The following is a 14,896-nucleotide window of genomic DNA, read 5'->3' on the forward strand; positions in this document are numbered from 1 at the left end:
GGTGAACTCCGACGGCTTCCTGCCCGCCAACATGATCTCCAACACCATCCGCAACAGCCTGCTGGCGCGCGGCCTCGTCACCCAAGAACGGCTCCGGATGCGAGGTGTGCGATGACCCTGCAAAAACCAATCCCGCGCGGCGGGCGGCCAAAGCGCGCGCTGGGCGTACAAGCAATCTTGGAGTGGGCGTTTCGGGTGGAAAAGGCACAGCTGGAACTGCCCGTGCCGAAAGACGTAACCGAGGAAGGCTTCGGGTTTGGTCTCGAATACGTTCTGCTGCAACGCGCGGCGCTCGGCTGCAAGATCGATGGCGGACAGCACAAGATGGGCAGCTACACCCACCCAGATGCCGAGGTCGTGGCCGCCTGCGTTGCTGGCATGCCCGATAGCCTCGGCGGCAAGCGCATGGCGATCCGTGTGGCGGAACTGGCCCGCGCTGGGCTAACGCCGGACTGGATGCCAGGTGTTGTGCCGCGCTGCGTGCCGGTTGAGGTCAAGCGCAATCAGCATGGCGAGCGGTCCACGACGATCGTGGTTGGCACCGAGCGGGTGCTGCATCGCGGGCGCTGGCGCACCGTCGAGGTCTTGGCTTGCCCGGTCACCTGGCGGCCGCATCCCGAGCAGATTGCATCCGCGCGGCGCGGCTATGTGGACTGGTGGCAGGCACTGGGCTGGGTGCGGGATGGGTTGCTAGCGAGCGGTATGCTGCGGGAAGTGGAGGTGACAGAAGCGATGCCCAAGATGCGGCCCTGGGGATGCGGGTACAAATGACATATCTGGGTAAGAAAACACGTTCCTCGCATCGTTGTGTTCCGCCCCGGAGCGAATCGCGGACTGATGCAAATGCGGCATATGATCAAAAGCGGCCATTCGATTAGCCGTCACAATCGGTCAGCAATGACACTCTGGCAAGATGCGCTCAGTAAGTATCCCGCGAAGAAAACCGCTGTCACGTTCATCAACCCGCATTAGAATACCACTGCGAGCTGGCATAGACAGCGAACTATCAAGTCACCTCGCCACCAACCAAGGCCTATAAATGGAAACACGGGCCGCGGCCCGTGCTTCTATATGGTGCTCTGTCGAGCTTGTTAACCGCTCGACCGCGATTTCTGAATACACACAAAAAAACTGCAGAACAACGGCCGCGTCAAGAGATTTTTTGAATCGTGCGGGTTTTAACTTGGCGCTTAAAACGCTTGAAAACTACGCGGGCCTGTCGCACATTCAATCAAAATGCGTTCTTGCCCAGTATTTCAACAGGCCCATATGCTCACTCGCCTTGCCCTCGACATCGGCACGACCTCAATCGGCTGGATTCTGTATGAACTGGTGAACGACCAGCCAGCCGCCATTCTCGACGGCGGGACACGGATTTTCGGCGATGGGCGTATGGCAAAAACCGGGCAGTCACTGGCGGTCGGGCGGCGCACCGCTCGGGGGATGCGGCGGCGGCGGGACAGGTATTTGCGACGGCGGGCAGCGCTGATGAAGCGGTTAGCCGCGATTGGTCTGATGCCCGCCAGTCCGGAAGCGGCTGCGCAGTTAGCGGCACTGGATCCCTACGAATTGCGCTCGCGCGGCCTCGATCATCCTTTGCCACCCGTGCTTCTGGGCCGGGCCCTGTTTCACCTGAACCAGCGGCGCGGCTTCAAATCAAACCGCCGCACCGATAAGGGCAACAATGAGGGCGGGCTGATCGCCGAAGCCTCGGCCCGGCTGGATCAGGCGATGATGGCGGCGGGCGTACGGACCTATGGCGAGTTTCTGCACAAACGCCGCGCGGCGGCGACCGATCCGCGCGCCACCCTTGCCGTGCGCACCCGGATTAACCCGCATTTCACGGGCGCGGATGGGAAGGAACAACCGGGCTATGACTTTTACCCCGACCGTCATCATTTGGAGAATGAGTTTCACAAGCTGTGGGCGGTGCAGGCGAGTTACAACCCCGAACTGACGCCAGCCATGGAGGATCTACTATTCCAAACGATTTTCCATCAGCGCCCGCTGAAGACCCCTACTGTCGGGCGCTGCCTGTTTCTTGACGAGCCGCGCCTTGCCAAAGCGCACCCTTTGACGCAGCAACGTACCCTGTATGAAACCGTCAACATGCTGCGCATTGCCGCCCCAGGCCAACCCAAGCGCCGCCTGAGCCGCGATCAACGCGACCAGATCGTACACGCACTGAACAACCGAAAGATCCTTGCCGTACCGGCTAAGAATGTGCTGACGCTCCCCGCCATCGCGAAACTGTTGAAGCTTCGCCCCGACGAGGCGTTTTCGCTAGAGACTGCGAACCGGGAGGCCATCGCGTGCGATCCGGTGCGGATGAGCTTGGCCTACGAGGGGCGCTTTGGGCCGCAATGGTCGGCCCTGAGCGTAGAGAGCCAATGGGAGCTGATCCAGCGCTTGCGCGAGGATCAAGATGGCGCTGCGTTGGTCGACTGGATCATGGGTCGCTACGGGGTTGACCGGGATCGCGCCCGCGCTATTGCCAATGCTCCTTTGCCCGAAGGCATTGGCCGCCTTGGCGAAACCGCGACTCGGGCCGTTCTGACGGTGCTGATCGACGGCACGGCCGATCAAGAGGTGCCTACCTATAACGAGGCTGTGGCGGCCTGTGGTTGGGATCATTCGCGCCTCGGAACCGGCGAGTTACTCGACAGTCTGCCCTATTATGGCCAGGTGCTGGATCGCCATGTGCTGCCCGGCACCGGCCGACCAGAAGATAACGAAATCCTTCGCTTTGGACGCATTTCCAACCCAACCGTGCATATCGGTCTGGGACAGGTGAGGCGGCTGGTGAACAAGGTGATCAAGGTATGGGGCCGCCCCCATGAAATGGTTGTAGAACTGGCCCGCGATCTCAAGATGAGCGAGGATCAGAAGCGCGATCTGGCAAAGGTGAACGCGCAGAACCAGCGGGCGGCGGAAAGCCGCAGCGCCAAGCTGATCGAGGATCTGAAGATCGACGACAATGGCCGCAACCGTGCCATCTTGCGGGTTTGGGAGGAAAGTGGGGCGGATGTGCTACACCGATTTTGTCCCTATACCGGAGCACAAATTAGCGCCTCAATGCTGTTTGACGGCAGTTGCGACATTGACCACATCCTGCCCTATTCGCGCACACTGGATGACAGTTTCAGCAACCGCGTGATCTGCCTCAAGTCCGCAAATCGCGAAAAACGCAACCTCACGCCATGGGAGACCTGGGGCAATACGCCGAAATGGACCGCCATCGAGGCCAATCTGAAAAATCTGCCGGCTGCCAAGGCCTGGCGTTTCGCTCCCGATGCCATGCTGCGCTATGAGGGTGAGCGCGATTTCACTGCGCGTGCGCTGGTCGATACGCAGTACTTGTCGCGGCTGGCGCGAGAATATCTGGAATGCCTCTATGCCGATGCCCTGCAGGCGGGGCGCCGACCGATCTGGGTGGTGGCAGGCAAGTTGACCGAGCTTTTGCGGCGGCATTGGGGCCTCAACAGCCTGTTGCCAGATGCGCATAAGGGCACAGCCAAGGTCAAGAACCGGCTCGACCATCGCCATCATATGATCGACGCTGCTGTCATAGGCGCCACCGATCATGCAGTGGTCAAACGCATTGCTGACATGGCCAAAGCCAACGTCGAGAACGGACTGGAAGATCTCGCCGGCACCATCCCCCCACCTTGGCCCGACCTGCGCAATGACCTCAAAGCGCAGCTGGAGCGCACCACAGTCAGCCATCGAGGCAATCATGGCACCATCGACCCCACAGCGCGCCAGCAAGGCCGCGATACTACCTCGGGGCAGTTGCACAACGATACCGCCTATGGGCTGACAGATATGATGCTGAACAAGGTACCGCTGGTCGTAAACCGCAAACCCATCGACACACTGACCCCCGCAATGATCGACAAGATCCGCGATCCACATCTAGCGCGCTGGCTGACCGCTGTGACCAAGGGCAAAGAAGGTAGGGACTTTATGGCCGCCGTCGATGCCTTCCGCGCCCAGCACGGCCCTTATCGCGGCATCCGCCGGGTGCGACTAATAGAGCCGGTGGAAGTGATCCGCATCAAGGATCGCACGGGGCGCGCCTACAAGGGATACAAGGGCGACAGCAATCAGTGCTACGAGGTCTGGCGCTTGCCGGATGGTACGCTTACCCATCATGTCGTTTCCACATTCGCGGCGCATCAGGGCCAGACGGTCAAGCCTCATCCCGCGGCCAAAAGGCTGATGCGGTTATACAAGGATGACATGGTCAAGCTTGATAGCCAAAAGATCGGGCCCGTGATCGCTGTCGTTGCCAAGTTTGACTCCAATGGGGGCATCACGTTGGTGCCTCACAACGAAGGCAATGCCGATCAGCGTTACCGCAAGGATAAAGAAGATGTCTTCATCCGACTTAGTGCCAAAACACTCATCAACTCCAGTGCCCGCCGTGTGATCGTGGATGAAATGGGCCGAATCCGCGACTCTGGTCCCTGCAAACACTAAATCCCTTTGGTCCGAATCGCCCAACGCGTTAACAATTTCGGATTGCTGTACCGAGTTACTCCAGTGGATCAGATTATCGATATCAGCCAAGACGGGCGCCATCTTTCGCGCGACCGGGGTTTTCTGAAAGTCGAAGCCGAGGGCAGAGTCTTGGGTCGCATCGCATTTGACCAGGTCACCGCTGTCATCGTACATTCCCATGGCTTAACTTGGAGCAATTCACTGCTGGTCGAACTTGCTGATCGTGGCGTGCCAGTAGTGCTTTGCGCAGCAAACCATCAGCCCAGGGCGATCTTGTGTTCATTGCAAGGCCACCACCAACAAAACGCCCGGATGCGAGCGCAGTGGGATGCATCGCAGCCGTTGATCAAACAGGCATGGAAGCAGGTGGTCACCGCCAAGATTCGCATGCAAGCTGCCGCTCTTGCCGCCATCGGACAGCCCTCCGCCCCGCTAGACCATATTGCGCGCAGTGTCCAATCGGGCGACAGCAGCAATGCTGAGGCGCAAGCGGCGCGGCATTACTGGCCGATGATGATGGGCAAAGCCTTCCGCCGCGATTCAGACCTGCCTGACATTAACGCTCTGCTGAATTACGGCTATACTGTGCTGCGCGCGGCAACCGCCCGCGCCGTGGCCGCCGCCGGGCTGCACCCGACCATCGGACTGTTCCATTCGAACCGAGCCAATGCCTTTGCTCTGGCCGATGACTTGATGGAACCGTTCCGCCCGTTGGTCGATCTGACCGCTCGTGCCATCGCTGCCAAGGTCGGCCCGGAGGTTACTCCGGAAGCCAAGCGCCGCATGGCCGACCTGATCGCGCTGGACCTGCCGCTGGCTGGTGAGACGAGCCCCGTTTCGGTCGCGCTTTTGCGCCTCTCCCATTCGCTGGCGCAAAGCTTCGAGGTCCGGCGTTTGTCGCTGGCTTTGCCCAAACCGCCCGCTCCCCTCACCCTCGCGGGTCTTGGTTCATGAGCGGCCCAGCAACCTATCTCAGCGGGTATCGTCTGATGTGGATCCTTGTCATGTTCGACCTGCCGACCAGCACTAAACCGCAACGCAAGGCAGCGGGCGATTTTCGCCATTTCCTGCTGGATGAGGGGTTCGAGCGCAGCCAATTTTCGATCTATGCGCGTTTGATCAACGGCAAAGAGGCCTTTGAAGCCCGAATCCGCCGCATTGAGCATGCGCTGCCCGCCCATGGCGATGTCCAGATTCTATCCATGACTGACCGCCAATACCGCGACGTCGTCCACTTTTCGGATCAAGGTCGAAGACGCACTTCACAAAATCCGTCGCAACTGGTGCTGTTCTAATGCGATTCGAGGATTTCAACCTCCCTCCGCCCGCCACTTTTCCCTGCTATTGCAAGGCGTTGCGGCGGGTCTAGTGTAGCCATTCAGAAATCGCGGTCCAGCGGCAACCATCGCTTCCGCGTGGCGCGTCAGTATCCAGTGTAGCCATTCAGAAATCGCGGTCCAGCGGCAACTAATCAGGCGGTGGGGAGGGGTGGGCGCGCAGTGTAGCCATTCAGAAATCGCGGTCCAGCGGCAACTGGCGATCCAGTAGTTTCGGAACTTCTCAGAGTGTAGCCATTCAGAAATCGCGGTCCAGCGGCAACATGGCCCGCGACCCTGCGCCCGGCCTTTGAAGTGTAGCCATTCAGAAATCGCGGTCCAGCGGCAACCATTTGCGCGCGTCGATATTGTAGAGCGACAGTGTAGCCATTCAGAAATCGCGGTCCAGCGGCAACACAATGGGCCGCACACTGGTTGATGCCGTGAGTGTAGCCATTCAGAAATCGCGGTCCAGCGGCAACCATAGGCTTTGGCAAGATCTTGTGCCGCATAGTGTAGCCATTCAGAAATCGCGGTCCAGCGGCAACGTGATGTGCTTTCACATTGGGCCGATTATTAGTGTAGCCATTCAGAAATCGCGGTCCAGCGGCAACGGAAGAGCTGCGCGGCGATATGGAGCGCGAAGTGTAGCCATTCAGAAATCGCGGTCCAGCGGCAACAAACACGGCAACGCACATTGAAACGCTGTTAGTGTAGCCATTCAGAAATCGCGGTCCAGCGGCAACGCAAACGCATCGTGCGTCGGGCTCATGGCGAGTGTAGCCATTCAGAAATCGCGGTCCAGCGGCAACTCAACCATCGGGCGGTGGTAGCCCCACGCGAGTGTAGCCATTCAGAAATCGCGGTCCAGCGGCAACGGTGGGTGTGCTGTCGTTGCACATCCGCCGAGTGTAGCCATTCAGAAATCGCGGTCCAGCGGCAACTGCCGGGTGCCGCCTATTGGTGCGGCGTGGAGTGTAGCCATTCAGAAATCGCGGTCCAGCGGCAACGGCAGGATGTCATTTGGGTGCCGCGTGTTGAGTGTAGCCATTCAGAAATCGCGGTCCAGCGGCAACTAATTGGCCCGCGCCGTGATTTCCGCCTCGAGTGTAGCCATTCAGAAATCGCGGTCCAGCGGCAACTTCGTGATCGCAGAGCGCCGAGCAGTTTTCAGTGTAGCCATTCAGAAATCGCGGTCCAGCGGCAACTAAGCGTGGCTGGTCTGGTCGTATGTCACGAGTGTAGCCATTCAGAAATCGCGGTCCAGCGGCAACACCCGTCCACGAACTCGCGGGCTAGGATGAAGTGTAGCCATTCAGAAATCGCGGTCCAGCGGCAACTGAAGTGACCGCTTGGCGTTATCACATACTAGTGTAGCCATTCAGAAATCGCGGTCCAGCGGCAACTCCAAGCCGGTCGAAACCATGCTCGGCCTAAGTGTAGCCATTCAGAAATCGCGGTCCAGCGGCAACTATCGCCGCGACGGCAAGCCCTACGCGGCGAGTGTAGCCATTCAGAAATCGCGGTCCAGCGGCAACTCCAAGCCGCGACTAGATCGGGCAGCGTGCAGTGTAGCCATTCAGAAATCGCGGTCCAGCGGCAACTAGGCGTGGCTGCTCTGGTCGTAGGTTACGAGTGTAGCCATTCAGAAATCGCGGTCCAGCGGCAACTCACCCCATCGGCATTTGCCGCTTCTTCGCAGTGTAGCCATTCAGAAATCGCGGTCCAGCGGCAACTCGGCCACATAGGCGTCGATGAACTCGCCAAGTGTAGCCATTCAGAAATCGCGGTCCAGCGGCAACACGCCTGCCCCGCATACGCTGCTGCGCGAGAGTGTAGCCATTCAGAAATCGCGGTCCAGCGGCAACGCTGACACCATCCACCGCTCGGCAAGCGTTAGTGTAGCCATTCAGAAATCGCGGTCCAGCGGCAACTTGGACCTAAACTCATACTTGATTGCCCCGAGTGTAGCCATTCAGAAATCGCGGTCCAGCGGCAACGCGCCCCTGCGCCGATGGCCTGCGCGCCCGAGTGTAGCCATTCAGAAATCGCGGTCCAGCGGCAACTGTCTCACAGCGATATTGGAGAAGCAGCGTAGTGTAGCCATTCAGAAATCGCGGTCCAGCGGCAACTGCCACACACGCAGACCATCCGCGGTTGCGAGTGTAGCCATTCAGAAATCGCGGTCCAGCGGCAACTTCTTGAACCGACGCAGGGTAAGATCATCAGTGTAGCCATTCAGAAATCGCGGTCCAGCGGCGACCCGCCGCAGGCACGGTAAATCCACTTTCAAGCAGCAGATCGAGACCGTGTGCTATCGGGGAGAACGAAGAGTCAGCAGCCGGAGCCTCCACGACATCAAGCATCTCTCCCTGACCGTCAGCTTTGCTCCACCCTCGACGCCCCCCCTCCTCTGGTTCCTCCCCCTCCCCAAACGTATGCGGGGGGGCGCAGCGCAGCATTTCGCTAGCGACTGGCTTCTTCACCGGGGAATCCACCTGGAATCCACTTGCGGCGAGGCTTCGGAAATAGTGATTCACTTTCAAAGGCTTGGCTAAACATGCATTCGGCGTGGTGGATTCTTTGCGGAAGCCAGGGAATCCAGTTTGGGGAAGCCACCTCGGCGGAAGCCAGCCAGCGGAATCCACCCCACACCGAGCGCGTTGAATCCACGCAAGAACTCACTTCGACATGCCTGCCCATGCAATCCCCTGGTTCTAATGGGGCAGTCGCAGCATGTGTGCGGCCATATCACAGGTTCTGGTCGCTAATGATGCCGCTTCCCATGGCTGCGTGGGTCGTTGCCGAAAGCGATTGACTCGGATGGCGGCGCGCAAGCAACGTCGACCTGGCAGACCGAGCGGATGCGGTCGGTCAAGCATCGCCTGGGTCAGGACGCAACATCCGAGTGACGGTGACGGTGACGGATAATGTAGGTGTTTGTGCCGTATCGATCTGATCTAACATCACCATTCGAATGTGTTGGCCGCTGTCAAGCTTGGACGATCTGGCGCATCTTCGGCGTGACTTTCGCAGAATGACGGCGCGCCGACTGGCCTCGCCCAGACCAAGTCGGAATTTCGGGGATGTGGTTGGACTGCCGCATGCACCTCGATTACGCTCTTTGCGACAGCGGTGATCTGGCGGGGCACAATTTCTGACAATGCCAGAAACAAAAAGAGCAACCCGGCCGCGAATTTCACGATCACCTCGTTGAATGATGTGTTCGGGTCGGGCGTGCTTCCTGCCACGACCGAGTCGACCGCCGACACTGCTCTGGGGCCGATCAATGTAATCGCACTCGCGCTGGATGAGATGGCGTGTACCACCGCATCGGCTTCGGCGGGTAGGAAGCGGGCACAGGTTCCGGGGATCGCGTCGCTTCTGCATGCCGGATTTACCGCGTGGCTAGCGCTAGCGATGACACGGCGCCGCCCCCTCCATTTCTGGCGCAGCCTCCTGAACGACTTCGTATTTTAGAAGCCGACGATCGGCGTGACTTTGCACCGCCGAGATCATGTGCGCTTCTGGGGCACGGAGCTTTTGACGTCCCTCTGCCCTCGACTCCTTCTCGGCGCCGCAAGTATTTATGACGGGCTCGACCAAGGCCCTCTGCATTAAGTTGATCCCAAAATTGACGCCGCGCGAGGCACGCTTGGTCTGTCAATTTGACCGCCGCAGCCACTACCGAACTAAACGTGATGCCTTCCGCCGTTTACCGTGTGAAGACGCCGTGCTATTTGGCGCGGCACCGAATCAGAAATTTTCAAGCAAACATGGCGCTGAGATTGACCGTAGCCAGACCGGAACGGGCGCATTCGCGGCGCCCCGTCTGGCTTTTGCTTGTTCTTTTTATTGCGCTGACCATTTCTGCGTTAGACTGGCAGGGGCAGGACATTCAAGGCGGGGCAGTGCGTTCACATGCGGCAGCGCCACTCTGCCATGATCACGGTGTGCCCTGCTCAGAGGCGGACGCAAACCAAGGGCACACCAACCGGACGAGCCAGCACAGCCCGATCTCCTGCGGCCTCGCCCTATGTGGTCCGGGCGTAATCGTTACTGGTGGGGTGGCGCTGGTCGAAATAATCGTAACGAGGGCCAGAAGTGCGCTGCCGGGCAGCATCATACTGGCTGGGCAAGAACCTGAACCGGGGCGCCGCCCGCCGATCCATTCCTGAAACCTCCTTGGCCGCGCGCCGGATTCGAGATGAATCCGTGCGTGAGGTCACTGAGACACCGGTCATCCGCCTCGCGCGTTCGGGCGGGGACCGGCCAGTTCAGCGCTGCGCGGCAGGCCCATGGCACCGCCGGCATTTACGCCCTTCAGGAAAACAAACATGACGAAATCACCACATTTCACTACCCGCAGGGGCTTTGTCTCCTCGCTGGGGTTCGGCGGCGTCAGTCTTTACGGGCTGTGGGTTGCCTACGGCGCGGCGCCCGGCCCACTTGCGCTTTTTGCGCCGCGTGGGGCAGAGGCCGCCGCGGCAGGAGCACATGGCGGCGGGGGGGGCGTCGGCGCCGAAGCCGATGTCGTCGATGAATTCCGCCGTCTGCACGGCGACTTTATCGACCGATTCACGCAGACGGACGGGGCCGTGCAGCCGCGTGCTCTCGAATCGGTTGCCATCGGCGATGCGCATGAAGCGGCACCCGATGCGGGTCACGGCGGCCACGACATGGCGGCAATGCCGCTGGCCACGGAAGCAGAAGCAAGCGTGCAGTCGGCAATCCACGCGGGCATGGCCAACGAGGCGCAGGCCCAGGCTGCCCCGGATATGGCCAAGATGGAGCACGGCAACGCGACGGTGGTTGTGGCATCCGCCTCGCACGGTGCGGGGCACGACGATGCCACCGGCGACGCGCACGCAGCGCCGGTCGAGGTCTATCTGCTGGCGGAACGGTGGTATTTCGAACCCGCGCACCTGCGGCTCGAATCGGGCGTGGCCTATCGGTTCCGCATGCTGGCCGCCGACATTCCGCATGGCGCCTCGATTGAACTGGGCCGTGGCAGCCGGATGGCGCGGCTGCGCCCCGGCACGGTCACCGAAATGGAAATGCGGTTCGACCGACCCGGCGACCATCTGGTCTATTGCTCGCTTTACTGCGGGCAGGGGCATGATCTGATGCAAGCCCGCATCGAAGTTGTGTGAGGGGAACAAAATGATCGATATCGTGAAACGGCGCTTTGGCGCCCTTCCGGGGCCCGACAGATATTTGTTGCGCTCCATCTCTGCTATCGCGCTGCTGGCGCTGGCGATTGGCGTTGCCGGTGGTGTTTTCACCGCACTGGCGCGCGCGGGCTTTCTGGATCTGTTGCCGGAAACCGCCTACCGAATGCTGACGCTGCATGGCGTCAACGTGTTTTTCTTCTGGCTCTACATGGCGCAGGCCGCACTGCTGCTGGGCTTTGCCGCGATCGAAGATGGGCGGGGGCTCGCGTTGCGCGCGGCCGCCGTGGCAGGGTTTGCAGCGATGCTCGGCGGGTTTCTGGTCAGTCTTTATGCCGCCAGTTCCGGCACCCCGCTTTTGTACGATGGCACCCCGGCGCTCGCGGCTGAAGACCCCGTAACGCTGCTGGCCTTCAACGGCGGTTATGTTCTGCTGGGCCTAGGGCTTATGGTGCTGCCGCTGGCGCCCATTGCAACGCTGCTGCGCAAACGCCCCGATGTCCCGCGCGAGCCGATGAGCGCCACCGGTTTCGCGCTCTTTGTCTGGGCCGGGTTTCTGATTGTCAGCGGGTTTGCGGCCATTCATGCCTTTCTTCCGGGCATGCTCTGGGCGCTTGGACTGGGCGGGTTTCCGACCTCGCAGGGCACCAACTGGCACATCCTGTTCCACAACCTGCATTATCTGCCGCTGATGGCGACGGTGTTGATGTGGTATGTGCTGGTGCAGGCGCTGACCGGGGTGAAGTCAGTGTTTGGGGCGCGGTTCTCGAAGATCGTGTTCTCGGCCTATCTGGTCTTTGTGCCGCCGACCTCGCTTTATCACATGTTCCTCGAACCCGATTTGCCTGCCACGGTGCGCGTGGTGGGCTCAATGCTGTCGCTATTTGTCTCGGTTCCAACTTTGACCGCGTTCCTCATCATCATTGCCTCGTTGGAGGTACATGCGCGGGCCAATGGTGCGCGCGGGCTGTTTGGCTGGCTTGGGCACCTGCCGTGGCGCATCCCGGCCATGGCGGCGATGGGGGCGGCGGTTCTGAACATGGGGTTGGGGCTGGCGCTGGCCTTCGTGCTGATACAGGCAGAACTGGCGCCGCTTCTGTCGGATACCTTCTTCGTGCCCGGCTACTTCCACTTTTTCACCGTTGGCACTGTCAGCTTTACCTTGCTGGCGGCGTTTTCGGTGATGCTGCCGGGGCTTGGTAGGCGGGCTATCGCCTGGCCGAGGCTGCTGCGCTGGATGCCGTGGCTTGCCACGCTAGGGCTCGTGCTCTTTGGTGGTGCCGGAGTGGCGGCGGGCTATCTGGGCGTGCCGCGCCGGGTGATGGATGTCAGCTACAGCGGCGAGGCGCCTGCGATTTGGGGGGCGCTGATGGCAACTGTGGGCGTGGGTGGCAGTGTGATGGCGGCCGCACTGGCGGTCTATGCTGCCGGAGTCGCAGTGGCGCTTTTGCCGCGCCGGGTCGGTACCGCGGTAGGGCTGCCTAACTCCGGTCTCGGTTGGGGTGCTGCAGCCATTCCGGCTGGCACTAAGGCATGGGTGGGGCCGTTGGCGATCTTCGTTATCGTGCTGGCGATGTATGGCTTCACCACGATCGGCTTCGAACTGATGCAATCGCTGCCGCTGACCGCTTCTGGCGGCGCGGGTCATTGAGAAAAGGATACCAAATGAACGAAGATTTCTGGCTAGTGCTGCCGGTGGCGGTGGTCTGGGCGGTGCTGGCGCTAGTCTATGCGCTGGCGCCTTGGGGCGACATGATCGGCTACGCCCGCGTCTGGGGCTTTGGCGCGGCCCTGTTTTTGGGCCTCGCCACGCTACTTTGGCACCGCGCAAGGGCAGCGCATTCGCCGACAAACGACTGAGCAAACCTATGCCCGGCGCGAAAGCGCCGGGCGTCAAGTCTCCATAGTCCCCGTTCCGCCGCCGCTGGCCCGCCTGCCCGCCTGCACCGCGGCCACGATTTTAGTCGCTGCACGATTGCCTCAGCCGAAGATGTCTTCGCTGATCGCATTATACCACGCAAAACTTTCGGCATAGGTTGCGGCGCGCAGGTCTGCCGCCTCGCCGACCTGGCTGATGAAACCTTCGCCAGCCGCAATCTTGCCCTCGCCCGCGGTATAGGTTGCGCCGACCTTGACGCCATCATCGGGCGCAATCGCCGACCAGCAAGTGTTGGCATAGCGAGGCGGAAAGGCGCGCGAGCCGGTCAGCTCAGCGCGGATCGCATTGGCGACCACCTTGGCCTGGCTGTTGGCGGAGAAGCCGGATTTCGGCATGTCGCCTTGTGCTGCGGCATCGCCCAGCACATGCACCAAAGGGTCGGTCTTGGCGGCAAGCGCCAGCGGCTCGACCGGCACCCAGCCGCCCTCGGTCAGGCCCGCCGCGTCGGCAATGGCACCGGCCTTTTGCGCGGGAATAATGTTGGCGACATCGAACTTGACGACCGCCCCCGCCACCACGATTTCGCCTACCGCTGGGCGCACTTCAACCGCGTTGCCACCCGCATCGGGGCCGATGCGCTCGATCATACCGGGGTAATGGCGCGCCCAGCCATCTTCAAACAACGCCTGTTTCGAGAAGGTGGACTTGGGGTCGAGCACCAGAATCTTGGCGGTTGGGTTGATGCGCATCATCAGGTTTGCCACCATCGACACCCGCTCATAGGGGCCGGGTGGGCAGCGGTAGGGGTTGGGCGGGGCGACAAGCGCAAAGGTGCCGCCCGGGCGCATTGCGCCCAATTGCGCACGCAGCAAGGCCACCTGCGCGCCACCGCGGTAGGCGTGCGGGATGATCTCCGCATCGGCCTCGGACCAGCCCGCTACCGACCCTGCAACAAAGTCGATGCCGGGCGCCAGCACCAGCCGGTCGTAGGCCAGCACGCCGCCCCCACCCAGTGCCACTTCGCGCCGCGCGCGGTCAACGCCCACTGCGCGGTCGCGCAGCACGGTGATGCCGAGGTGGGCCAGCTTGTCATAGCGATGTTCGAGACTTTCGGGGGTGCGCAGGTCGGCCAGTGTCAGGTTCGAGAAAAAGCAGGAATGGTAAACCTCGTTCGGTTCGACCAGAACCACATCGAGCGCCCCGGCCGAATCCTTGGCGAGATAGCGCGCCACGGTGGCACCGCCCGCGCCACCGCCGACCACCACCACCCGCGGCCGCCCCTGCGCGCGCAACATGGGTGCCGACATCAGCGTTGCCCCGGCGACCGCCGCCCCGATAAAATGTCTGCGTTTCATGGTCAGGCTCCTTGAAGTGAAAAGCGCGAGTGTCTCGGGCTGGTGTAAGGGGACTTACGGGGTGGCGGGGCTGGGCGGCAGCGATGCGAAATAGGCGATAATGGCGGCCACCTCATCGGGCGTCAACTGTGCCGCCACCAGCCGCATGCCTAAATCGGGGCGCAGATGCCGGCGGTATTCTTCAAGCGCAGAGGCAAAATCCATTGGCGCAAGCCGGGCCAGCGGCGGGATGTCGGCGTTCGCCTCAGCGTTCAGACCATGGCAGGTGAGGCATTCGCTCGCCAAATACTCGCCCCAGTCGCGGTCGCCTTGGCCTGCGGCAACGGCGCCTCGCAAATCTTTGGCGGGATCCACCAGCGGCGATTCAGCACCCGGCGAGGCGGACAGCGGCACCCCGGCGCAACTCGGGGCTTCAATTTGGGGTTGGACTACTGTGGCAGTAGATTGCGCCGTTGCGGCAGAGGATAAGGCTGTCGCAGCCAGGAACGTCAGCATAGAAAGCTTGGACGCATTGAGCCGTGGGCCGATCATCGAAGCCGAAAGTCCGTACCCGACGGCGGCACGCCAATGCGAAATAGTCAGAGGATAATCATTCATAGGCGCGTTGTCCTTAGGGTCGAATGTTGCATGCGGCAGCTCACCCAGACGGACAACGCGCAATTTGACGCAGCA

9 protein-coding genes and 1 CRISPR repeat array are annotated in these 14,896 nt (G+C 61.2%); of the genes, 7 read left to right on the plus strand and 2 right to left on the minus strand.

What is annotated here, in order from left to right:
• Positions 1–111 precede the first annotated feature (111 nt).
• The 7 genes from ABY403_RS05645 (at position 112) to ABY403_RS05675 (ending at position 12,850) form a co-directional block, all read left to right on the plus strand.
• Positions 112–771 carry a hypothetical protein gene (locus ABY403_RS05645; RefSeq protein WP_372839741.1) on the plus strand — a complete coding sequence of 220 codons (660 nt, stop codon included), beginning with the start codon at positions 112–114 and terminating at the stop codon, positions 769–771.
• Positions 772–1,269: 498 nt separating this feature from the next.
• On the plus strand, positions 1,270–4,482 hold the full coding sequence (gene cas9, locus ABY403_RS05650; protein ID WP_372839742.1) for a type II CRISPR RNA-guided endonuclease Cas9: 3,213 nt from the start codon (positions 1,270–1,272) through the stop codon (positions 4,480–4,482).
• A gap of 63 nt (positions 4,483–4,545) precedes the next feature.
• Positions 4,546–5,457: a type II CRISPR-associated endonuclease Cas1 gene (cas1, locus tag ABY403_RS05655; protein ID WP_372839743.1), complete on the plus strand. Its 912-nt coding sequence runs from the start codon at positions 4,546–4,548 to the stop codon at positions 5,455–5,457.
• On the plus strand, positions 5,454–5,798 hold the full coding sequence (cas2, locus tag ABY403_RS05660; RefSeq protein WP_372839744.1) for a CRISPR-associated endonuclease Cas2: 345 nt from the start codon (positions 5,454–5,456) through the stop codon (positions 5,796–5,798). The genes cas1 and cas2 overlap by 4 nt, the downstream gene beginning before the upstream one ends.
• A 72-nt stretch (positions 5,799–5,870) precedes the next feature.
• A CRISPR array of direct repeats spans positions 5,871–8,082; the repeat unit is 36 nt; unit sequence AGTGTAGCCATTCAGAAATCGCGGTCCAGCGGCAAC.
• A 2,074-nt stretch (positions 8,083–10,156) separates the two neighbouring features.
• Positions 10,157–10,972 carry a hypothetical protein gene (locus ABY403_RS05665; protein ID WP_372839746.1) on the plus strand — a complete coding sequence of 272 codons (816 nt, stop codon included), beginning with the start codon at positions 10,157–10,159 and terminating at the stop codon, positions 10,970–10,972.
• Between the two features lie 10 nt (positions 10,973–10,982).
• Positions 10,983–12,641: a cbb3-type cytochrome c oxidase subunit I gene (locus ABY403_RS05670; RefSeq protein ID WP_372839747.1), complete on the plus strand. Its 1,659-nt coding sequence runs from the start codon at positions 10,983–10,985 to the stop codon at positions 12,639–12,641.
• A 14-nt stretch (positions 12,642–12,655) separates the two neighbouring features.
• Positions 12,656–12,850, plus strand: coding sequence for a hypothetical protein (locus ABY403_RS05675; protein ID WP_372839749.1), 195 nt, complete (start codon positions 12,656–12,658; stop codon positions 12,848–12,850).
• A gap of 120 nt (positions 12,851–12,970) precedes the next feature.
• Here ABY403_RS05675 and ABY403_RS05680 read toward each other — a convergent pair whose 3' ends face one another.
• Positions 12,971–14,230 (minus strand): FCSD flavin-binding domain-containing protein, encoded by a 1,260-nt coding sequence (locus tag ABY403_RS05680; RefSeq protein WP_372839753.1) that lies wholly within the window; start codon positions 14,228–14,230, stop codon positions 12,971–12,973.
• A gap of 48 nt (positions 14,231–14,278) precedes the next feature.
• Positions 14,279–14,896 (minus strand): cytochrome c (locus tag ABY403_RS05685; RefSeq protein WP_372839751.1); only part of this gene is annotated, 618 nt, incomplete at its 5' end.

This window comes from Phaeovulum sp. (assembly GCF_041596715.1).
Classification (GTDB): Bacteria; Pseudomonadota; Alphaproteobacteria; order Rhodobacterales; family Rhodobacteraceae; genus UBA6213.

Excerpts from the sequence above, each read along its gene's own strand:
- ABY403_RS05670 (WP_372839747.1), top strand. The coding sequence starts at position 10,983 with ATGATCGATATCGTGAAACGGCGCTTTGGCGCCCTTCCGGGGCCCGAC.
- cas2 (WP_372839744.1), top strand. The coding sequence starts at position 5,454 with ATGAGCGGCCCAGCAACCTATCTCAGCGGGTATCGTCTGATGTGGATC.
- ABY403_RS05665 (WP_372839746.1), top strand. The coding sequence starts at position 10,157 with ATGACGAAATCACCACATTTCACTACCCGCAGGGGCTTTGTCTCCTCG.
- ABY403_RS05675 (WP_372839749.1), top strand. The coding sequence starts at position 12,656 with ATGAACGAAGATTTCTGGCTAGTGCTGCCGGTGGCGGTGGTCTGGGCG.
- cas9 (WP_372839742.1), top strand. The coding sequence starts at position 1,270 with ATGCTCACTCGCCTTGCCCTCGACATCGGCACGACCTCAATCGGCTGG.
- ABY403_RS05645 (WP_372839741.1), top strand. The coding sequence starts at position 112 with ATGACCCTGCAAAAACCAATCCCGCGCGGCGGGCGGCCAAAGCGCGCG.